Annotated in this window: 21 protein-coding genes; 8 read left to right on the top strand and 13 right to left on the bottom strand. The window is 71.4% G+C overall.

Annotation, left to right across the window (positions count from 1 at the left end; all coding sequences use genetic code 11):
* Positions 1-41 precede the first annotated feature (41 nt).
* The 4 genes from tatA (at position 42) to BJ958_RS06685 (ending at position 4,874) form a co-directional block, all read left to right on the top strand.
* Positions 42-287, top strand: a complete 246-nt coding sequence (tatA, locus tag BJ958_RS28405) for a twin-arginine translocase TatA/TatE family subunit (protein ID WP_343052590.1) — start codon at positions 42-44, stop codon at positions 285-287.
* Positions 288-359: 72 nt separating this feature from the next.
* A complete protein-coding gene (tatC, locus tag BJ958_RS06695) occupies positions 360-1,133 on the top strand; it encodes a twin-arginine translocase subunit TatC (RefSeq protein ID WP_246319016.1) in 774 nt (257 codons plus the stop codon).
* 23 nt (positions 1,134-1,156) lie between these two features.
* A complete protein-coding gene (locus BJ958_RS06690; protein ID WP_179726124.1) occupies positions 1,157-2,026 on the top strand; it encodes a diacylglycerol kinase in 870 nt (289 codons plus the stop codon).
* A 67-nt stretch (positions 2,027-2,093) separates the two neighbouring features.
* A complete protein-coding gene (locus BJ958_RS06685) occupies positions 2,094-4,874 on the top strand; it encodes a DEAD/DEAH box helicase (protein ID WP_179726123.1) in 2,781 nt (926 codons plus the stop codon).
* 4 nt (positions 4,875-4,878) lie between these two features.
* Here BJ958_RS06685 and BJ958_RS27675 read toward each other — a convergent pair whose 3' ends face one another.
* Positions 4,879-5,238: a MarR family transcriptional regulator gene (locus tag BJ958_RS27675; RefSeq protein WP_179726122.1), complete on the bottom strand. Its 360-nt coding sequence runs from the start codon at positions 5,236-5,238 to the stop codon at positions 4,879-4,881.
* Between the two features lie 89 nt (positions 5,239-5,327).
* Between BJ958_RS27675 and BJ958_RS06675 the strand changes: the two genes are divergently transcribed.
* Positions 5,328-6,404 (top strand): ABC transporter substrate-binding protein, encoded by a 1,077-nt coding sequence (locus BJ958_RS06675; RefSeq protein ID WP_179726121.1) that lies wholly within the window; start codon positions 5,328-5,330, stop codon positions 6,402-6,404.
* Here BJ958_RS06675 and BJ958_RS06670 read toward each other — a convergent pair.
* The 12 genes from BJ958_RS06670 to BJ958_RS06615 form a co-directional block, all read right to left on the bottom strand.
* Positions 6,401-7,144 carry an urease accessory protein UreD gene (locus BJ958_RS06670; RefSeq protein WP_179726120.1) on the bottom strand — a complete coding sequence of 248 codons (744 nt, stop codon included), beginning with the start codon at positions 7,142-7,144 and terminating at the stop codon, positions 6,401-6,403. The genes BJ958_RS06675 and BJ958_RS06670 overlap by 4 nt on opposite strands.
* The gene (gene ureG, locus BJ958_RS06665) at positions 7,128-7,835 is read right to left on the bottom strand and encodes an urease accessory protein UreG (protein ID WP_273517468.1); all 708 of its coding nucleotides are present in this window, start codon (positions 7,833-7,835) and stop codon (positions 7,128-7,130) included. The genes BJ958_RS06670 and ureG overlap by 17 nt, the downstream gene beginning before the upstream one ends.
* Entirely contained in the window at positions 7,828-8,487 is a 660-nt protein-coding gene (locus BJ958_RS06660) for an urease accessory protein UreF (RefSeq protein WP_179726118.1), read from the bottom strand. Before BJ958_RS06660 ends, ureG begins: the two co-directional genes overlap by 8 nt.
* A gap of 9 nt (positions 8,488-8,496) precedes the next feature.
* Positions 8,497-10,203, bottom strand: coding sequence for an urease subunit alpha (locus BJ958_RS06655; RefSeq protein ID WP_179726117.1), 1,707 nt, complete (start codon positions 10,201-10,203; stop codon positions 8,497-8,499).
* Positions 10,196-10,534, bottom strand: a complete 339-nt coding sequence (ureB, locus tag BJ958_RS06650; protein WP_179726116.1) for an urease subunit beta — start codon at positions 10,532-10,534, stop codon at positions 10,196-10,198. The genes BJ958_RS06655 and ureB overlap by 8 nt, the downstream gene beginning before the upstream one ends.
* Positions 10,535-10,547: 13 nt before the next feature.
* Positions 10,548-10,850: an urease subunit gamma gene (locus tag BJ958_RS06645; protein ID WP_179726115.1), complete on the bottom strand. Its 303-nt coding sequence runs from the start codon at positions 10,848-10,850 to the stop codon at positions 10,548-10,550.
* 5 nt (positions 10,851-10,855) lie between these two features.
* Entirely contained in the window at positions 10,856-11,536 is a 681-nt protein-coding gene (locus BJ958_RS06640) for an ATP-binding cassette domain-containing protein (protein ID WP_179726114.1), read from the bottom strand.
* Entirely contained in the window at positions 11,529-12,281 is a 753-nt protein-coding gene (urtD, locus tag BJ958_RS06635) for an urea ABC transporter ATP-binding protein UrtD (RefSeq protein ID WP_179726113.1), read from the bottom strand. The genes BJ958_RS06640 and urtD overlap by 8 nt, the downstream gene beginning before the upstream one ends.
* Positions 12,278-13,408 (bottom strand): urea ABC transporter permease subunit UrtC, encoded by a 1,131-nt coding sequence (gene urtC, locus BJ958_RS06630; RefSeq protein WP_179726112.1) that lies wholly within the window; start codon positions 13,406-13,408, stop codon positions 12,278-12,280. The genes urtD and urtC overlap by 4 nt, the downstream gene beginning before the upstream one ends.
* A complete protein-coding gene (gene urtB / locus BJ958_RS06625; RefSeq protein ID WP_179726111.1) occupies positions 13,405-14,289 on the bottom strand; it encodes an urea ABC transporter permease subunit UrtB in 885 nt (294 codons plus the stop codon). Before urtB ends, urtC begins: the two co-directional genes overlap by 4 nt.
* An 88-nt stretch (positions 14,290-14,377) precedes the next feature.
* Positions 14,378-15,625 (bottom strand): urea ABC transporter substrate-binding protein, encoded by a 1,248-nt coding sequence (gene urtA / locus BJ958_RS06620; protein ID WP_246319015.1) that lies wholly within the window; start codon positions 15,623-15,625, stop codon positions 14,378-14,380.
* A gap of 159 nt (positions 15,626-15,784) precedes the next feature.
* On the bottom strand, positions 15,785-16,747 hold the full coding sequence (locus BJ958_RS06615; RefSeq protein WP_179726109.1) for a 5'-3' exonuclease: 963 nt from the start codon (positions 16,745-16,747) through the stop codon (positions 15,785-15,787).
* Positions 16,748-16,766: 19 nt separating this feature from the next.
* Here BJ958_RS06615 and BJ958_RS06610 point away from each other — a divergent pair, with 19 nt between their 5' ends.
* From BJ958_RS06610 to BJ958_RS06600, 3 genes are all read left to right on the top strand, one after another.
* Positions 16,767-17,240, top strand: coding sequence for an Lrp/AsnC family transcriptional regulator (locus BJ958_RS06610; protein WP_425489751.1), 474 nt, complete (start codon positions 16,767-16,769; stop codon positions 17,238-17,240).
* 404 nt (positions 17,241-17,644) lie between these two features.
* Positions 17,645-19,228 (top strand): apolipoprotein N-acyltransferase, encoded by a 1,584-nt coding sequence (lnt, locus tag BJ958_RS06605; RefSeq protein WP_179726108.1) that lies wholly within the window; start codon positions 17,645-17,647, stop codon positions 19,226-19,228.
* A 28-nt stretch (positions 19,229-19,256) separates the two neighbouring features.
* On the top strand, positions 19,257-20,006 hold the full coding sequence (locus BJ958_RS06600; RefSeq protein ID WP_246319309.1) for a polyprenol monophosphomannose synthase: 750 nt from the start codon (positions 19,257-19,259) through the stop codon (positions 20,004-20,006).
* Positions 20,007-20,016: the final 10 nt, after the last annotated feature.

The following is a 20,016-nucleotide window of genomic DNA, read 5'->3' as shown; positions in this document are numbered from 1 at the left end:
CGATCGAGAGTTGGTCCCCGCCGATGTTTCCCCTGATCGGAATGCCCCAGGGCGCCGAGTGGCTCGTCATCCTGGCGATCGTGGTGCTGGTCTTCGGCGCCGCCAAGCTTCCCGACCTCGCCCGCGGCACGGGCCAGGCACTGCGGATCTTCAAGGCCGAGACCAAGGGGCTCCGCGACGACGAGGACGACGAGAAGAAGCCCACGACCTCGACCGGTGAGCTGAACGCCGCCGACGACATCGCCGAGGGCGAGATCGTCGACGAGCGCCGCGAGAACAACGCCTGACCCTTGGCGTTCACGGGACTTCTCAAGCTCTTCATCGGGAAGCCCGTCCATCCCGTCGGTGACGACGGGCGGATGGCGCTGTCCGACCACCTGCGCGAGCTGCGCGCGCGGATCCTCAAGGCCGCGTTCGTGCTGCTCGTCGGGTTCATCGTCGCGCTCTTCTTCTTCGACCCGATCTTCGCGGTCATCAACGACCCCTACCAGAAGGCCCGCGAGGCGCTGGGTGCCGAACGCACGATGGCGACGACCAGTGGCGTCGCCGGCGGCTTCATCCTCTACCTGAAGCTGTGCGGCATCGCTGCCGTCGTCGGCACCAGCCCGGTCTGGCTCTACCAGATCTGGGCGTTCGTCCTCCCTGGCCTGCACTCCAACGAGAAGCGCTGGACGATCCTGTTCGCGGTGATCGCCGGCCCGCTCTTCCTCGGTGGCATCGCGCTCGGCTACGTCACGCTGCCGAAGGGCCTGGAGATCCTGATCGGGTTCACCCAGGCCGACCTCACCAACCTCGTCGAGTTCAACGAGTACCTCAGCTTCTTCACCCGCACCCTGCTGGTCTTCGGCGTCGCCTTCGAGATCCCGGTGTTCGTGGTGCTCCTCAACATGGCCGGCGTGGTCAAGGGCAAGGCGCTCGGGGCCGCGCGGCCGTGGATCGTCATCGGGACCTTCATCTTCGCCGCGGCCGCCACCCCGTCGACGGATCCGTTCACGATGACGTTCATGGCGGTGCCGATGATCGTGCTGTTCCTCCTCTCCGAGGTCATCGCGCGGCTCAACGACCGGCGTCGCGCGGGCCGGGCCATCAATGCCGGGCTCTCGCCCGACGAGGCCAGCCCGCTCGAGCTCTGACACCGCGGCGCTAGCCTTCACCCGTGCCCCGCGCGATCGTCCTGACCAACCCGACCTCGGGCAAGGGGCGGGGTGCGCGGATGCGGGACGAGGCGCTGCCCCGGTTCCACGGCGCCGGATGGCGTACGACGGCCCTCACCGGCCGCGACGCCGACGAAGCCCTCGACCTGGCCCGCGTGGCCGCGGCCGAGGAGCCCGACGTGCTCGTCGTGTGCGGCGGCGACGGGATGGTCAACATCGGCATCCAGGCGGTCGCCGGCACCGGCGTGCCGCTCGGCATCCTGCCCGCCGGCACCGGCAACGACTTCGCCCGCTACTTCGACCTGCCGCGCGGCGACGGTGCCGCGGCCGCCGTACGCATCCTCCACGGGGCCCCGCGCACCGTCGACCTGGCCAGGATCGCTGACCGGTACTTCGGCTGTGTCCTGGCTGCCGGCTTCGACGCGGTCGTCAACGAGCGCGCCAACCGGATGCGCTGGCCCCGCGGGCAGATGCGCTACAACCTCGCCACCCTCGCCGAGCTCCCGGTGCTCCGGCCGCTGCGCTACGTCCTCGAGCTCGACGGCGTCGAGCGCCAGGTCGAGGCGACGCTGGTGGCGGTCGGCAACGGCCCCTCCTTCGGCGGCGGCCTGCGGATCACCGAGGGTGCCCTGCTCGACGACGGGCTGCTCGACGTCGTGCTGATCAAGCCGCTGACCCGCCGCGAGCTGGTGCGGACCTATCCGAAGCTGTTCGACGGGAGTCACGTGACCCATCCGCAGTACGAGCGCCACCGGGTGCGCCGGGTGACCGTCGCCTGCTCCGGCATCGTCGGGTACGCCGACGGCGAGCGCTTCGGTCCGCTGCCCCTGACTGTCGAGTCCGTCCCGGGAGCCCTGCAGGTGATCGCATGAATCACCCCACGAGGTTCTGTGCTTCCCCCGCTTCGCTCCTCCAGCCCACAACCTCGCGGGGACCCCGATGAGCGAGCACGACGACCACCTCAGCCCGGCGCAGCGCTACGCGTCGTACCGCAAGGACAAGGGCCACCCCGTCTTCCGCGACTTCGCCGCCGGCTTCCCGTTCGACCTCGACGACTTCCAGGTCGAGGGCTGCAAGGCGGTCGAGGACGGCGACGGCGTGCTCGTCGCGGCGCCCACCGGAGCCGGCAAGACGGTGGTGGGGGAGTTCGCGGTCCACCTCGCGCTCGAGACCGACCGCAAGTGCTTCTACACGACCCCGATCAAGGCGCTGTCCAACCAGAAGTACCACGACCTGGTCGAGCGCTACGGCGCCGAGAAGGTCGGCCTGCTGACCGGCGACACCACCATCAACGGCGAGGCGCCCGTGGTGGTGATGACGACCGAGGTGCTGCGCAACATGCTCTACGCACGCTCCCGGACCCTCGTCGGGCTCGGGTTCGTCGTCATGGACGAGGTGCACTACCTCGCCGACCGCTCCCGCGGCGCCGTGTGGGAGGAGGTCATCATCCACCTGCCCGAGTCGGTGTCGGTGATCTCGCTGTCGGCGACGGTCTCCAACGCCGAGGAGTTCGGAGAGTGGCTCGAGACCGTGCGCGGTGCGACCCGCACGATCGTCGCCGAGCGCCGCCCGGTGCCGCTGTTCCAGCACGTGATGGTCGGGCGCCGGCTGCTCGACCTGTTCGCGTCGACCGACGTCGACGCGGCCGCCGGCTTCGTCCGCGAGGGCGCCCCGGTCAACGACGAGCTGATGAAGCTGGCCCGCGACGACTGGGCCTCCAGCCGGCTCAAGGGCCACCGCCAGCCACGCGGGTCCCGGCAGGGCGGGCCCGGCAGCCGCAACGTCGGCAACGGGCGCCGCATCTGGATCCCCGGCCGCCTCGACGTCGTCGAGCGGCTGCGTCGCGACAACCTGCTCCCGGCGATCGACTTCATCTTCAGCCGCGCCGGCTGCGACGCCGCCGTGCAGCAGTGCCTCGACGCCAACCTCCGGCTCACCTCGCCCGAGGAGCGTGACGAGGTCATCGCGTACGTCGAGAGCACCCTCGGCGGGCTCCCGTCGGCCGACCTCCACGTGCTCGGCTACCACGACTTCCTCGACGCCGCGTCCCGTGGCATCGCCGCGCACCACGCCGGGATGCTGCCGGCGTTCAAGGAGTGCGTCGAGGAGCTCTACCTGCGCGGTCTGGTCAAGATCGTGTTCGCGACCGAGACCCTCGCGCTCGGCATCAACATGCCGGCCCGCACCGTGGTGCTGGAGAAGCTGAGCAAGTGGAACGGCGAGACGCACGCCGACATCACGCCGGGGGAGTACACCCAGCTCACCGGCCGGGCCGGTCGCCGCGGCCTCGACGTCGAGGGGCACGCGGTCGTGCTCTGGCAGCCCGGGATGAACCCGCGCGAGCTCGCCGGTCTCGCCTCCACCCGCACCTACCCGCTGCGCTCGAGCTTCCGGCCGTCGTACAACATGGCGGTCAACCTGGTGCACTCCTACGGCCGTCACCAGGCGCGGGAGCTGCTGGAGCAGTCCTTCGCCCAGTTCCAGGCCGACCGTGCCGTGGTCGGGCTGGCCCGTCAGCTGCGCAAGGCGGAGGACGCGCTGGCCGGGTACGCCGACGCGGCGCAGTGCCACCTCGGCGACTTCATGGAGTACGCCGGCCTGCGCCGCCGGATCTCCGAGCTGGAGAAGGAGTCGAGCAAGGTACGTCGGCAGGACCGGCGCGACGACGCCCTCGCCTCGCTCGAGAAGCTCAAGCCCGGCGACGTGATCGTCGTACCGGTCGGGAAGTTCGCCGGTCCCGCCGTCGTCGTCGACCCCGGCCTGTCCGAGCACGGCCACCGCCCGCTCGTCATCACCGCCGAGCGGCAGGGCCGGCGGCTGGCGATGATGGACTTCCCGACGCCGGTCGAGCCGGTCGCCCGGATCAAGCTGCCCAAGCGGGTCGACGCCCGCAACCCCCACCAGCGCAAGGACATCGCCCAGCAGGTGCGCGAGGCGGTGCGGACGCTCCCGCTGTCACTCACCCGTCCGCGCGCCGAGCGCGGCCCGCTCGACGAGGACGTCGCCCGGCAGATCCAGGCGTTGCGCGCCCAGGTCCGCGAGCACCCCTGCCACGGCTGTGCCGACCGCGAGGACCATGCCCGGTGGGCGGAGCGCTACGCGAAGCTGCAGAAGGACACCGACCTGCTCTCCGCGCGGATCGAGCGTCGTACCAACACCGTGGCGCGCACCTTCGACCGCGTCTGCGAGGTGCTCGAGGCCCTCGACTACCTCCACGACGACGAGGTCACCGAGCGCGGCCGCGGCCTGATGCGGATCTACTCCGAGCTCGACCTCGTCGCCGCCGAGTCGCTGCGCACGGGCCTGTGGGACGACCTGACGCCCTCCCAGCTCGGCGCGGTGCTCTCCGCACTCGTCTACGAGGCCCGCCGCCCCGAGGACGGCCCGCCGAACACCCCGGGCGGTGCCATCGCGGTCACCATCGAGGCGATGACCCGCCTGTGGGGCGAGCTGGAGCGGCTCGAGCGCGAGCACCGTCTCGACTTCCTCCGCAAGCCCGACGCCGGCTTCGCGTGGACCGCCTGGCGCTGGGCCGAGGGCCAGGAGCTCGACGAGATCATCACCCGCAACGACCAGACCGCCGGCGACTTCGTGCGCCAGATGAAGCAGCTCATCGACTTCGCGGGCCAGATCGCCGACGCCGCAGCCGGCACGCCGGTCCGCGACACGGCCCGGCAGCTGGTCAAGCTGCTGCGGCGCGGGATCGTCGCGACGGGCTGACCGGTCAGCCGAGCGCGCCGGGCGCGACGGAGCGCTCAGCGGCACGCAACCGGTCGGCGTACGCCGCACCGTGAGGTGACAGGGCGGCCACGGCGCGGCGGCGGTCGTCGGGGTCGATCCGGCGCACGACGATGCCCTGGGCGACCAGCCGGTCGACGTGCCGGGTCAGGCTGGCAGCCGGGACGACCGCAGCCGTCGCGATCTCGCTCATGGTGAGCCCGGGCTCGTCGCCGATCACCGCGATGATCCGCCAGTGGTCCATCGCCAGGCCCTGCTCGTCGAGGATGGGCTGGAGCACCCGGCGCAGGCCGGCCTCGACCTGCCGCACCCGCACGGCCAGGCTGCCCTGCCGCTGCTGGCTCACCGCGGCCTCCTTGCCCGGTTTGTGACGTTCGTGTGAACGCGTGTGAACACCGGGGGCACCCGGCCATTCCGCTTCTAACCTATTCATCCGTGCCCCTCCTGCGCCATGACGACCGGCTGAGCGTGGCCTTCGTCGTACCGCTCCAGGGACCGACGGGCATCTACGGCCCCTCCTGCCTGGCGTGCGGCGAGCTCGCGGTCGAGCAGCTGAACGCCGGCGCCGGGATCACCGGCCGTCAGGTCGAGCTGGTGGTGGTCGACGGGGGCCGGGAGCCCGAGGTCGTGGCCGCGGAGGTCGGTCGCCTGGTCGACGGCGGACGGGTGGAGGCGGTCGCGGGCTGGCACACGTCGGCGGTGCGGCAGGCGATCACCCGACGGGTCGGCGGTCGTGTCGTGTACGCGTTCGGCGCCATGCACGAGGGCGGCGACCCGACGCCCGGAGTGTTCCTGATCGGGGAGCGGCCGATCAACCAGCTGCTGCCGGCGGCGCACTGGATGCGCGAGGAGCTCGGTGTGGGCCGCTGGGCGATCCTCGGGAACGACTACGTGTTCCCACGGGTGACCGGCACGACGGCCCGCCTGGCACTCGAGGACACCCCGTCCGAGGTCGTGAGCGAGACCTACGTGCCGCTCGGCACCACCGACTTCGCGACGGTGATCGACGGCCTCACGCGCCAGCCGGTCGACGGCGTGATCATGCTCCTGATGGGCCAGGACGCCGTGCACTTCAACCGGCAGTTCGCCCGCTCCGGCCTGACGGCGACGCTCCCGCGGCTGAGCCCCGCGGTCGAGGAGAACACCCTGCTCGCCGGTGGACTGGCTGCCAGCGAGGGGATGTACGCCGCGGCGGCGTACTTCGACGGCATGGGCACCGCCGAGAGCTCGGCACTGGCGCGCGACTACTACGCCCGCTGGGGCCGGTGGGCGCCCGCGCTCAACGCGGTCGGGGAGTCCTGCTACGAGGCGATCACCTTCCTCGCCCGGGTCGGGGAGGTCTGCGGCTCCCTGAGCGTGGCGGCGGCCGCGGCGCTGCCCGACGGCCACTTCTACTCCAGCCCGCGCGGCCTGATGCGGCTCGACGGGAACCTGCTGGACCAGGACGTGTACGTCGCGGTCGCCGACGGCCTCGGCTTCCGCGTCGAGCAGCAGATCGCGCGCGTGCACTAGACGCCACCGGCAGCGCGTCGGGCGGCCTGCCACACAGGTCCCAGGTCCGCCTCGTGGGCCTGGACCCCGAGCCGGCGCCACAGCACGGCCCCACCCTCGAGGTCGTAGCGGTGCTCGGCGTGCTCGGGCGGCGGCGCACCGACCAGGAGCACCGACGACATCACCCGGTGGCCACCCAGGAGCGCGCGAGCGGTGAGTGCGTCGATGGTGAGGTCCTCGACCAGGACCGGGCCGCTCGCGGAGAGCACCTCCGTGGTCTGGTGGACCCGGCCCGGCTCCTCGCCGTGGCGGCCCAGGACGAGCGACTCCCGCAGCGCGAGCACCGCCCCGTCGCGGATCCGGGCCTGCGTCGACCGCTGGACCGCGGCGCCGGCGGCGACGACGAACGGCTCGCCGGCCCAGGTCAGCACGGCACCTCGGCCCAGGGTGATCCGCACGTCCCAGCGGGCCCGGCCACCGCGCATGTCGAACGCGACGGTGCCCCCCGGCTCCACCACGTCGAGCCGGGCACCCGCGTCCACCGCGATGTCGACCTCCACCCTGTCCCCGGCCAGCAGCAGGGCGCCCTCGGGCACGAGCGAGATCCGCGCGCCGGTGAGGTCGTGGTCGACGAGCACCGGCCGCAGCGAGGACGCGGTCGGGTCGGAGAGGGTGACCGTGCTGCGCACCAGGCACCGGCCGGTGTCCGCGGGGGACACGCGGATCCGGGTCCGGGCGGTGCGCTCAGTGCTCGTGAGCATGCACGTGCCGCGCCATCGGGCCGGGGTCGACCGGCACCAGGTTCCCTGCTGTCTGGCTGCGGCGGACCTCCTCGACCCACGCCACGAGTGCGTCGATGCTGGACCGGTCGGTGCGGGAGAGCCCGATGACGGGCCGTTCGCCGCGGGCCGCGGTGGCGTCGGCCAGCATCCGGGGCACGTCCACGCCGACGTGCGGCGCCAGGTCGGTCTTGTTCACGATCAGCAGGTCGGCGCGCTCGATGCCGGGACCGCCCTTGCGTGCGACGTCGCCGCCGCCGGCGACGTCGAGGACGAACACCTGGGCGTCGACGAGGGCGGGGGAGAAGGTCGCGGTGAGGTTGTCGCCGCCGGACTCGAGCAGCACCAGGTCCAGGCCCGGGAAGGCGTCCTCGAGCTCCTCGACGGTCGTGAGGTTCGCGCTGATGTCGTCCCGGATCGCGGTGTGCGGGCAGGCGCCGGTCTCGACCGCGCGGATCCGCTCCGGGGCCAGCACGCCGGCGGAGCGCAGGAAGCGGGCGTCCTCGTCGGTGTAGATGTCGTTGGTGACGACCGCGAGCTCCAGGCGCTCGGACAGCTCCCGGCACAGCAGCGCGATCAGGGAGCTCTTGCCGGTGCCGACCGGACCACACACGCCGAGGCGCAGGGGTCGCGCAGGCGGCGACGCTGGGTGGGGATGGGTGTGGTCAGGCACGGAACAACCTCCTGGTGCTGGCGGCATGGGCCTGTGCCCACGCCTCGATCTGGGGGGCCGAGCAGGCCGGGATGTCGGTGGGCAGCTCCGCCCACGACACCGCGGCCTCCAGGTCGGCGATGCCGGTGAGCGACTCGGCGGCCCACCCGGCCACCGTGACCGGGTCGAGGGGCATCAGCTTGAGCGCGGCGGCGCAGACCGTCTGCACGTCGTCGTAGGCGACCAGGCGGGCGACCGAGGCCGCGCCCAGGCCGAGGCCGGCGCAGAGGGCACCGAGGACCGTCGAGCGGCTCGGACGCGGGAGGTCGTCCAGCGGGCGCGCCAGGTCCGGCCAGGTCCGGCGCACCAGTCGCAGCAACGCGTGACCCTGCACCCGGGACGCCTCGCGCAGCGCCGGCGACACGGTGCGGGCGGCCCATGCCCGCTCCACCTGGTCGAGGGAGCCGTGCCGCTCGACGGTGGCACGGGCCACGACGGCGGTGCCCGCCTCGACCCGGGTGCTGCTCAGCAGGCGGGTGCGGAGGTAGCCGGGGACGTCGGCGGCGCTCAGCCCGTGTGCCAGGGCGCCTTCGAGGGTGCCGGACTGCGTGTGCCCGCCGACGGGCAGGCGCGCGTCGGCGAGCAGCAGGAGGACCAGCTCGGGATGGGTCATGGCGGTGCCTCAGAACATCGAGTAGAGCCGTGCCAGTGGCAGCTCGGTCGCCGGTGCCGGGACGACCCGCTCGCCGTCGACGTCGATCTGGAACGTCTCGGGATCGATCTCGATGCGTGGCAGCGCCGTGTTGTTGACCATGTCGGCCTTGCTCACCGCGCGGGTCGGTCGCACGGCCGCCAGCCGGCGGCGCAGGCCGAGCCGATCAGCGAGGCCGTCGGCGAGGGCTGCCGGGGACACGAAGGTGACGGCGTGCGCACTGCCGTCGTCCACCAGGGTCGGACGCATCAGCACCGGCTGCGGTGTCGGGATCGACGCGTTGGGGTCCCCGAGCGCTCCCCACACGAGCGCTCCGGACTTCAGCACCACTTGCGGACGGATCCCGAAGAACCGCGGATCCCACAGCACCAGGTCGGCGAGCTTGCCGACCTCGACCGAGCCGACCTCGTGGTCGATGCCGTGCGCGACCGCGGGGTTGATCGTGTACTTGGCGACGTAGCGTCGTGCCCGTGCGTTGTCGGCCGGCCCCTCGGCGAGGTCGCCGTGGGCGCCGTACCTGGCCTTCATCACGTGCGCGACCTGCCAGGTCCGGCAGATCACCTCGCCGATGCGCCCCATCGCCTGCGCGTCCGAGGACGTGATCGACAGCGCGCCGATGTCGTGGAGCAGGTCCTCGGCGGCGATGGTCGTGGCCCGGATCCGGGACTCGGCGAAGGCGAGGTCCTCGGGCACCTGCGGGTTGAGGTGGTGGCAGACCATGAGCATGTCCAGGTGCTCGGCGACGGTGTTGACCGTGTGCGGCAGGGTCGGGTTGGTCGAGCCGGGGACGACGTGCGGGAGCGAGGCGACCGTGAGGATGTCGGGCGCGTGGCCGCCGCCCGCGCCCTCCGCGTGGAAGGCGTGGATGCCGCGACCGGCGATCGCGCCGATGGTGGACTCGACGTAGCCCGCCTCGTTGAGGCTGTCGGAGTGGAGGGCGACCTGCAGCCCGAACTCGTCGGCTGCGCGGAGCGAGGCGTCGATCGCCGCGGGGGTCGAACCCCAGTCCTCGTGGACCTTGTATCCCGCGGCGCCTGCGAGCGCCTGCTCGGCCAGGCCGCCCGCGCTGACCGTGTTGCCCTTGCCGAACAGGAGCACGTTGAGCGGCACCGGGTCGAGCGCCCGGTGGACGGTGGTGAGGTGCCAGGCGCCCGGCGTGACCGTGGTCGCCTTCGAGCCCTCCGAGGGTCCGGTGCCGCCACCGGCGATCGTCGTGATGCCGGTGGCGAGGGCCTCGACCAGCTGCGAGCGCGAGAGCAGGTGGACGTGCACGTCGATCGCGCCGGCGGTGAGGATCTTGCCCTCGCCGGCGATCACGTCCGTGCCCGGGCCGATGACCAGGTCCGGGTGGACGCCGTCCGCGATGTCGGGGTTGCCCGACCGGCCGAGCGCGACGATCCGGCCGGCGCGGATCCCGACGTCGGCGCGGACCACGCCCCAGTGGTCCAGCACGACCGCGTTGGTGATGACGGTGTCGAGCGCGCCTTGCGCGCAGGTGCGGGTCGACTGTGCCATGGACTCGCGGATCGACTTGCCGCCGCCGAAGACGGCCTCCTCGCCGCCGATCACCCAGTCCTGCTCGACCTCGATCCACAGGTCCGTGTCGCCCAGGCGGACCTGGTCGCCGACGGTGGGGCCGTAGAGGGCGGCGTACGCCGCGCGGCTGATCTCAACCATCGAGCGCGCCTCCGTCCGTGCGGACCTGGATGCCCGGCACGACGCGAGCACCGCGCAGGGCGACGATCCCGACCTCCTGCGACGCGCCGGGCTCGAAGCGGCGCGACGTCCCGGAGGGGATGTCCAGCCGGAAGCCGTGCGCGGCGGCGCGGTCGAGGTCGAGCGCCGCGTTGGCGTCGGGGAGGTGGATGTGCGACCCGATCTGCACGGGCCGGTCGCCGGTGTTCGTCACCACGATCACGCCGCGCTCGTCGGGGGACCGGTCCCCGTTCAGCACGACCGTTCCGGGAGCGGTCCGGGTCGCGCCCGGACCGTCGCTCACGATGCCCATGGGTCCTGGCTCCTCACGCGATCGGGTGGTGGAGGGTGACGAGCTTGCGCCCGTCGTCGAACGTGGCCTCGACCTGGACGTCGACCAGCATCTCGGGGACGCCGGCCATCACCTGCTCGCGAGCCAGCACGCCCCGGCCGCGCTCCATCAGGTCGACGACGGTGCCGCCGGCGCGCGCCTCCTCGATGACCCAGCAGGAGAGCAGCGCGACGGCCTCCGGATAGTTGAGCCGGACCCCGCGGGCCAGCCGGTCCCGGGCGATCATGCCGGCCACGCTCAGCAGCAGCTTCTCCGTGTCGGAGGGTGTCAGGTGCATGGCGCTCAGACCGCCATCGCCGTACGGACCGCGTCCAGGGCTCCGGGGCCCCCCGCGCCGCTCGAGGTGACGCGGCCGGACTCCAGCACGTAGTAGGCGTCGGTGCTGCGCAGCGCGAAGCCGACGTGCTGCTCGACCAGCAGGACGGACAGGTCGCCGCGAGCCGTGAGCGCCGCGATGACGCCCTCGATCTCCGCGACGACGTTGGGCTGGATGCCCTCCGTGGGCTCGTCGAGGATCAGCATCCGTGGGTTCGTCAGCAGCGTCCGGGCGATGGCCAGCTGCTGGCGCTGGCCGCCGGACAGCAGGCCGGCGCGGCGCCCGAGCAGGTCACGCAGTGCCGGGAAGGTGTCGAGCACCCCGTCGATGGCGGAGAGTTGCGTGGAGACCAGCTGGAGGTTCTCCAGGGTGGTCATGTGGGGGAACGACAGCTGGCCCTGCGGCACGTAGCCGAGGCCGCGGGCGACCCGCTTGTTGGGGCGCAGCCGGGTGACGTCCTCGCCGTCGAGGAGGACCTGGCCCCGCATCACCGGCAGCAGGCCGACGGCGACGCGCAGCAGGGTGGTCTTGCCGGCCCCGTTGTGCCCCATCACGGCCACGGCGCCGCCCTCGGGCACGTGGAGCGAGACGCCCTCCAGGACCCGGGTCCGGCCGTAGCCGGCCGTCACGTCGCGCAGCTCAAGCATGGTCCGCCTCCTCGGCAGTACGGCCCAGGTAGACCTCCTGGACCCTCGGGTCGGCCTGGATCTCGGCGACGGTGCCCTCGGCGAGGACCTTGCCGGCGTGCATCACGGTCACGACGTCCGCATAGCTGCGCACGAACTCCATGTCGTGCTCGATGACCACGATGGTCCGCTCGCTGCCGATCCGCCGGAGCAGGTCGCCCGTCTGCTCGCGCTCCTCGGCGCTCATCCCGGCAACGGGCTCGTCGAGCAGCATCACGCGGGCGTCCTGCACGAGCAGCATGCCGATCTCCAGCCACTGCTTCTGCCCGTGGGCCAGCACTCCTGCGGGCCGCTCCCGCAGGTCGGTGAGCCCGATCGTCTCGAGCGCCTCCTCGACGTACGACGGCGTTCCCCGGCGAGCCAGGCCCATCCGCCAGGCCCGGCGGTGGATGCCGCCGGCGATGTCGAGGTTCTGCAGGACGGAGAGGCCCTCGAACACGGTGGCCGTCTGGAAGGTGCGTCCGATGCCGGAGCGCACGATCCGGTGCGGCTTGGTGCGCAGCAGGTCCTGGTTGCGGTAGCGGATCAGGCCACTCGCGGGCACCAGTCCGGTCACCGCGTCGACCAGCGTGGTCTTGCCCGCGCCGTTCGGCCCGATCAGGAAGTGCAGCCGGCCCTGGAGCAGGGTCAGGTCGACGTCGTCGATCGCGCGGAACCCGTCGAAGTCGACGCACACTCCGCGGACCTCGAGGTAGTCGTCGTTCACCGGACCACCTCCAGCTCGTCCGCGGGTGCAGCCGGCGTGGTGCGGGTGCGCCGGGGCGGCGACGGCAACGCTCGCAGTCGACTGCGCACCTGGGACCCGACGCTGCCCAGCCCGGCCGGGAAGAAGAGGATCACCACGATGAAGAGCAGCCCCAGGAAGTAGGTCCACTGGTCGGGGAAGGACTCGGACAGCGCGGTCCGCCCGAACCCGACGGCGAGCGCGCCGAGTGCCGGCCCGAGCAGCAGCGCGCGTCCACCGAGGGCGACGCCCGCGATCAGGAAGATCGATGCGGTTGCGTCGACGTCGGACGGGGAGATGATGCCGGTGATCGGCGCGAACAGCGCACCGCCGATGCTGGCCATCACCGCTGCCAGCACGAAGGCGACCAGCTTGATGTTGGCCGGGTCGTGGCCGAGGAAGCGGACGCGCTCCTCGGCGTCGCGGGTCGCGACGAGCAGCTCGCCGAACCGGCTGCGGTACAGCTGCCACACCACGACGAGGCAGACCACCAGGACCGTCGCGGCGATCGAGTAGATCATCCGCTTGTTCGCCGGGTCGTAGAGGTTGTAGCCGAAGAACTGGGTGAACTGGTTGAGACCGTTGAACCCGCCGGTCTGCTTGATGGTGGCGACCAGCAGTGTGGCGAACGCGACCGCGAGGGCCTGGGTGAGGATCGCGAAGTAGGCCCCTCTGACCCGGCGCTTGAAGATCGCCCACCCGAGGACGGTCGCCACGAGCGCCGGCAGCACGACGATGGCGGTCAGGGTGAAGGCGCCGCTCCGGAACGGCTCCCACCAGCCGGGCATGGTGCCGTCGCCGTAGAGCACCATGAAGTCGGGCACCGCGTCCGGGCCGCCGGTGGCCATCGCGGCCTCGAGCTTGAGGTGCATGGCCATCGCGTAGCCGCCGAGGCCGAAGAAGACGCCCTGGCCCATGACCAGCATCCCGCCACGGCCCCAGGCGAGGCCGATGCCGACCCCGGCGATCGCCCAGCACACGTACTTGCCGAGGTTGTTGAGGCGGAACGGGCTCAGCACGGCGGGCGCCACGACGAGCAGCGCGATCGCGATCAGCGCGATGCCCAGCAGTGGCCCCCAGGTGCGACCCCAGGTCTGCAGCTGCTTCATGCGAGCCCCCTGGTGCGAACGGTGAACAGCCCCTGCGGCCGGAGCTGGAGGAACACGACGACCAGGGCGAACGTCAGCACCTGCGCCATGCTCGAGCTGAACCAGTCGGTGAAGTAGGCCGTCACGACCCCGACGGTGAAGGCGGCGATCACGGTGCCCTTCAGCTGGCCCAGACCGCCGGCGACGACCACGAGGAACGCGGAGATGATGTACGTCGTCCCGAGGTTCGGGTTGGTGCCCGAGATGAGCGAGACCGCGACACCGCCGATGCCCGCGAGCCCCGAGCCCACGAAGAACGTGACCCGGTCGACGGTGCGGGTGGAGACCCCCATCGTCTCGGCGAGGTCGCGGTTCTGCACCGTCGCCCGGATCCGCCGCCCGTACGACGTGTACTTCAGCAGGGCGCCGAGGGCAGCCAGTGCCGCCACGGCCAGCACGATCGTGAACATCTGGCGGTAGGGCCAGTGGTAGCCGAGGACGTCGACGTTGCCGTCGAGCCAGCCCGGCGTGTGGACCGGGTCGCCCTGCGCCCCGAAGAGGTCCTTGGCGAGCTGCTGGAGGAGCAGGCTCACGCCGACCGTCACGAGGAGGGTGTCGAGCGGTCGCCGGTACATCCACTGGATGATCGCGACCTCGAGCAGCAGGCCGAGGCTGCCGGCGACCAGGAACGCGACGGGCAGGGCGAGCAGGATCGAGAGGTCGGTGTCGGTCACGACCTGCTGGGTGAGGTAGGTCGTGTAGGCGCCGGCCATGAGGAACTCACCGTGGGCCATGTTGATGACGCCCATCTGCCCGAAGGTGAGGGCCAGGCCGAGCGCGGCGATGAGCAGGAGGGCGCCGGTCGCCGTACCGGCGAGCAGGGGGGTGGTGAACGCGTCCACGGAGGACTCCTGACGAGTGGCCCGGGGTGCCGCGCCTGCCGGCACGGCACCCCGGGGAGCGGGGGTAGCGGGGGCGAGGACCGTCAGGTCACTTCGCGCTCGGGTCCCACCACGCGTAGCCCTTGAGGAACGGGTCCGGCTCGATCGGCTTCTCCGAGGACCACACGACGTCGAACTGGTTGTCGGCGTTGATCTGTCCGATCAGTGCGGTCTTGGCGATGTGGTGGTTCTCGCCGTCGATGGTGACCGTGCCCTCGGGTGCGTCGAAGCTGACACCGTCGGCCGCGGCGTTGATCTTGTCGACGTCGAACGAGTCGGCCTTCTCGACCAGGTTCTTGTAGAGGTACAGCGAGGTGTATGCCGCCTCCATCGGGTCCGAGGTCGGCCGGTCCTTGCCGTACTTGTCCTGGAAGGCCTTGATGAACGCGTCGTTCGTGGGGCTCTCGACGGACTCGAAGTAGTTCCACGCGGCGTACTGGCCGGTGACGTCCTTGCCCATCGCGGGCGCCTCCTCCTCCGCGATGGACACCGAGATGATCGGCGTCGTCTTCGCGGTCAGGCCCTGCTCGTAGTAGGCCTTGATGAAGCCGACGTTGGACGAGCCGTTGATCGTGTTGAACACGAAGTCGGGCTTGGCGGCGACGATCTTGGCCACCTGGGTGGTCCAGTCGTCGTCGTCCAGCGGGACGTACTCCTCACCGACGATCTTGATGCCCAGCTCGGCGGCGTACTGCTTGATGATCTTGTTCGCCGTGCGCGGGAAGACGTAGTCCGACCCGGCGAGGAAGAGTGTCTTGACGCCCTTGGACTTGAGGAAGTCCATGGCCGGGATGATCTGCTGGTTGGTCGTCGCGCCCGTGTAGTAGATGTTCTTCGAGGCCTCCAGGCCCTCGTACTGCACCGGGTAGAAGAGCAGTCCGTGGTCGGCCTCGACGACCGGCAGCATCGCCTTGCGCGAGGCCGAGGTCCAGCCGCCGAAGACGGCGGCGACGCAGTCCCCGGTCAGCAGCTTCTCGATCTTCTCGGCGAAGACCGCCGGGTCGCTGGCTCCGTCCTCGACGACCGGCTCGATCTTCTTGCCGAGGATGCCGCCGGAGGCGTTGATCTGCTCCGCCGCGAGGGACAGCGAGTCGCGGACGGTCTGCTCGCTGATCGCCATCGCGCCGGAGGTGGAGTTGAGGAAACCGAGCTTGATGGTGTCGCCGGAGGAGTCGACGCAGCTCGTGGAGGAGGCGCCTTCGTCGCCGGCCTTGGAGCCACCGCAGGCGCTCAGGCTGAGTGCGGCGGTGAGGGCGAGGACGGTGCCGGTGGTGAGGCGGGAACGGGAGTGGAACAAGGGGACAACCCTCTCGGTCATCGCACCCGCCGACTCGGGAGGCGGGTGCTGGGCCAGGGGGCACGACGCCGTGCCCCGGTGGCGATGAACCTAGGGAGGGCTGATTTCCGGTTGCTACCAGATGGAATGAAATCGGTGTTTCGCGATCCGCACTCCGCGTTACACGGCTGTAGCCGCCAGCACCCCCGTCAGGCGCTCGACCGGCGAGGCGAGCGACCAGCGCTCCACGAGCGCCGCGAGCTCGTCGGGGGCGGCCGGTGAGGCCGGCAACGCGTGGTGGTCGCGGGACAGGTCGAGGTCGCGGGCCACGGCGACCACCCGTGGAGCGACGGCCAGGTAGGCGCCAGCATCGCGGATCTTGGCGCGCGGCCCCGGCCCGAGGTCGCTCGCCGGGTCGTCCACGGCAGCCAGGATGCCGGCGAGGTCGTCGTACTTCTGCAGCATCGAGGCCGCGGTCTTCTCCCCGACGCCCTTGACGCCGGGCAGACCGTCCGAGGCGTCGCCGCGCAGGGTGGCGAAGTCGGCGTACTGGTCCGCGCGCACGCCGTACTTGCTGAGCACCCAGGCCTCGTCGACCCGCTCGTGACGTCCGACGCCCTTGCCGACGTACAGCACCCGGACGGACGCGGCGTCGTCGACGAGCTGGAACAGGTCGCGGTCGCCGGTGACCACGTCGACCGGCATGCCGGCGCCGGTGGCCAGGGTGCCGATCACGTCGTCAGCCTCGTAGCCGGGCGCGCCGACGACGGCGATGCCGAACGCGTCGAGCACCTCGCGGATCACCGGGACCTGGATCTCGAGCGGGTCGGGGACCTCCTCGACGTAGCGTCGGCCGCTTCCCACCCCGCCTGGCCCGGCGACCGCAGCACCGGTGACCTCCTCGACGACCCGGTGCGCCTTGTAGGTCGGGATCAGGTCGACGCGCCACTGCGGACGCCAGTCGTCGTCCCAGCAGCACACGAGGTGCGTGGGCCGGTACTGGTCGACCAGCTGGGAGATGTAGCCCAGCAGGCCGCGCACCGCGTTCACGTTGGTGCCGTCCGGGGCGAGGATCTCCGGGGAGCCGAAGTAGGCCCGGAAGTACAGGCTGGCCGTATCGAGGAGTAGAAGGCGCTCAGTCATCACCGCCCAGCCTATTAGGGTGACCACCGTGAGTCAGAGCAGCAATCCAGCGGTCGAGGCGACCGACCGACAGATCCTGGAGCTCCTGGCCAAGGACGGCCGGATGTCCTACACCGATCTCGGTCGGGCCACCGGCCTCTCCACCTCCGCGGTGCACCAGCGGGTCAAGCGCCTCGAGCAGCGCGGCCTGATCCTCGGGTACGGCGCGACGGTCAACTACGCCGAGATCGGCGTGCCGCTGACGTCCTTCATCGCGATCCGCCCGATCGACCCCTCGCAGCCCGACGACTGTCCCGAGCGACTGGTCGACATCCCCGAGATCGAGTCCTGCTGGTCGGTCGCGGGGGAGGAGTCCTACCTCCTCAAGGTCCGTACGACGAGCCCGGTCGAGCTCGAGCTGCTGCTCGGCCGGATCCGTGCTGCGGCGAACGTCTCGACCCGGACCACGATCGTGCTCTCGACCTACTACGAGAACCGTCCCGTCGGCCACTGACCGGCGTGTCGCCGGACGACACGCCGCGGAAGCGGCAGATTTTTGCGAGATCTTGCGATTCGCAGAGGCCCCGCTGACCTGCGAGAACGCGTATCACCGCAGGTCAGGGGACGGTTGACAGGAGTGGCGCAGATCACCAGAGTACGGAGGCGTTCGCTCGTGCAGGTCGTGGCCGGCGGACCGACGTCCGAGTGGCCGTATGTCGGCGGAGTAGCACCAGCTCCGCACGGGGACGGTTCGCGGAGGTCGGTTCGCAACCTCGAGAGCGAGCCGGAAGGGCCCGGGTCCCCCTAGACAACGTCGCGTGCGTCGGCAGCCAGTCGGGAGCCGGGATGGTCCGAAGGTGGCTCGGGTCCTTCCGACACCCTGCAAGCGTGCGCCCGCCGCTCGTCTAGGCTCTCGCCGTGGTGCAGCGCCCCCTCGTCCCGGCTCTCGGCCTCGCCGTCGTGGGTGGCGTGCTGCTCACCGCGTCCTACGAGCCGGTCGCACTGCCCTGGCTGCTGCCGCTCGGTGTCGCCTGCTACGCGCTCGCCACGCGCGACCTCACGGTGCGTCGATCCGGTCTGGTCGGCCTCGTCTTCGGCGTCGTCTTCTACTTCAGCCACATCTCCTGGATGAAGGACTCGATCGGCGCCGACGCGTGGCTCGCCCTGTCCACCGTCGAGGCGCTGTTCTACGGCCTGCTCGGCCTCGCGGTCCCGCTCGTGCGCCGGCTGCCCGCCTGGCCGCTGTGGCTGGCCGCCGCCTGGACCACGATGGAGACGGTGCGCAGCGGCTGGCCGTTCAGCGGGATGCCCTGGGGCCGGCTCGCGTTCGCGGCGATCGACACGCCCGCCGCCCCCGCCGTCGCGTACGTCGGCATGACCGGGCTGTCCTTCCTGCTCGCCCTGTCCGGCTTCTGCCTCGCCCGGTTCGCGGAGGCGGCCCTGGCCCGGGAGCAGCGTCGGGTCTGGGCTGCGGTCGCCGTCGGCGTGCTCGCGGTCCTGGTGACTCCCGCCGTGCTGCCGTACGACGTCCCGGAGACCGGCTCGACCACCGTGGCCGTCGTCCAGGGTGACGTGCCCGGTCCGGGCAACGACATCTTGTGGGACCACGAGCAGGTCACCCGCAACCACGTCGACGCCACGGTGGAGCTCGCCGCCGATGCCGCTGCCGGCCGGGTGGCACAGCCCGACTTCGTGCTCTGGCCGGAGAACTCGACCGCCGTCGACCCGTTCGAGCCGGGTCGGGTCAACGCCGGGATCCAGGAGGCGGTCGACGCGGCCCAGGTCCCGGTCGTCGTCGGCGGGATCGTCGACGGTGGACGCAGGTACGTGCTCAACCAGGGCATCGTGTGGGACCCGCAGACCGGACCGGGGGACCGCTACACGAAGCACCACCCGGTGCCGTACGGCGAGTACATCCCCTTCCGCGACATCTGGAACCCGAAGTTCGGCCAGCTCGCCCTCATCTCGCGCGACATGAAGAGCGGCACCCGCACCCAGCCGCTGCGGATCGCCGGGGTCCGGGTGGGCGATGCGATCTGCTTCGACGTCGCCTACGACGACGTGATGCCGCCGCAGGTGCGTGACGGGGCCGAGCTGCTGACCGTGCAGACCAGCAACGCCAGCTTCATCTTCACCCACCAGATCGAGCAGCAGTTCGCGATCACCCGGCTGCGTGCCATCGAGGCGGGTCGCTGGCTGGCGGTGGCCTCGACGAACGGCCAGAGCGGCGTGATCGCACCGGACGGCAGCGTGGTCGCCTCGGCGCAGCCGCGGACGACGTCCGTGCTCGTGGAGAAGGTCGGGCTGAGCACCGCCCTGACGCCGGCGATGCGGCTGGGCGCCTGGCCGACCCGGATGTTCACCCTGATGACGCTCGGCGCTCTCGTGTCAGGTGCCGTGGCGTACCGTCGACGGCGAGAGTTCGATGACCCCGCGCAGCAGGCTCCGGAGGAGGAGCCGCCTGCGCTCTCCCCGACCCCGAGTGAGGCACCTGTTGTCTGAGCAGCACTCCACGCTGGGCCGCACGGTGATGGTCATCCCGACCTACAACGAGGCCAGCAACATCGCCTGGATCGTCGAGCGCGTCCGCATCGCCCAGCCGCAGGTCGACGTGCTCGTCGTCGACGACGGCTCGCCCGACGGCACCGGTGCGATCGCCGACGGCATCGCCCGGGCCGACCCGCAGGTCCACGTCCTGCACCGCACGGAGAAGGCCGGTCTCGGAGCGGCGTACCTCGCCGGCTTCGCCTGGGCCCTCGAGGCGGGCTACGACGTCATCGGCGAGATGGACGCCGACGGCTCGCACCAGCCCGAGCAGCTCCAGCGACTGCTCGTGGGCCTGCGCGACGCGGACCTCGTGATCGGCTCGCGCTGGGTGCCCGGCGGCTCGGTCGTCAACTGGCCCTGGCAGCGTGAGCTGCTCTCGCGCGGCGGCAACCTCTACGTGCGGGTGCTCCTCGGGATCGGGGTCCGTGACGCGACCGCCGGCTACCGGCTGTTCCGTCGCTCCACCCTGGAGCGGATCCGCCTCGACGAGGTCCGCTCGACCGGCTACGTCTTCCAGACCGACCTGGTCACCCGGACCCTGCAGGCGGGGCTGACGGTGCGCGAGGTCCCGATCGAGTTCGTCGAGCGGGTCCGCGGCGAGTCGAAGATGAGCGGCCAGGTCGCCCTGGAGTCGCTCAAGCGGATCACCTGGTGGGGCCTGCGGCAGCGCTGGCACGCCGTGAAGGGCCACGCGCAGGTCACCTCGCCCCGGGAGCTGCAGCAGACGCGATGAGAGGTGGTCA

It is taken from the genome of Nocardioides kongjuensis (assembly GCF_013409625.1).
In the GTDB taxonomy this organism is placed as follows: Bacteria; Actinomycetota; Actinomycetes; order Propionibacteriales; family Nocardioidaceae; genus Nocardioides; species Nocardioides kongjuensis.
This window is presented reverse-complemented; position numbering and strand designations above follow the sequence as displayed.

What these genes read in the sequence shown, in the direction of transcription:
- tatA (WP_343052590.1), top strand. Translation starts at nt 42, where the DNA reads ATGCCCCAGGGCGCCGAGTGGCTCGTCATCCTGGCGATCGTGGTGCTG.
- tatC (WP_246319016.1), top strand. Translation starts at nt 360, where the DNA reads ATGGCGCTGTCCGACCACCTGCGCGAGCTGCGCGCGCGGATCCTCAAG.
- BJ958_RS06685 (WP_179726123.1), top strand. Translation starts at nt 2,094, where the DNA reads ATGAGCGAGCACGACGACCACCTCAGCCCGGCGCAGCGCTACGCGTCG.
- BJ958_RS06670 (WP_179726120.1), bottom strand. Translation starts at nt 7,144, where the DNA reads ATGCTCACGAGCACTGAGCGCACCGCCCGGACCCGGATCCGCGTGTCC.
- BJ958_RS06660 (WP_179726118.1), bottom strand. Translation starts at nt 8,487, where the DNA reads ATGACCCATCCCGAGCTGGTCCTCCTGCTGCTCGCCGACGCGCGCCTG.
- BJ958_RS06655 (WP_179726117.1), bottom strand. Translation starts at nt 10,203, where the DNA reads ATGGTTGAGATCAGCCGCGCGGCGTACGCCGCCCTCTACGGCCCCACC.
- ureB (WP_179726116.1), bottom strand. Translation starts at nt 10,534, where the DNA reads ATGGGCATCGTGAGCGACGGTCCGGGCGCGACCCGGACCGCTCCCGGA.
- BJ958_RS06645 (WP_179726115.1), bottom strand. Translation starts at nt 10,850, where the DNA reads ATGCACCTGACACCCTCCGACACGGAGAAGCTGCTGCTGAGCGTGGCC.
- BJ958_RS06640 (WP_179726114.1), bottom strand. Translation starts at nt 11,536, where the DNA reads ATGCTTGAGCTGCGCGACGTGACGGCCGGCTACGGCCGGACCCGGGTC.
- urtC (WP_179726112.1), bottom strand. Translation starts at nt 13,408, where the DNA reads ATGAAGCAGCTGCAGACCTGGGGTCGCACCTGGGGGCCACTGCTGGGC.
- BJ958_RS06615 (WP_179726109.1), bottom strand. Translation starts at nt 16,747, where the DNA reads ATGACTGAGCGCCTTCTACTCCTCGATACGGCCAGCCTGTACTTCCGG.
- BJ958_RS06600 (WP_246319309.1), top strand. Translation starts at nt 19,257, where the DNA reads ATGGTCATCCCGACCTACAACGAGGCCAGCAACATCGCCTGGATCGTC.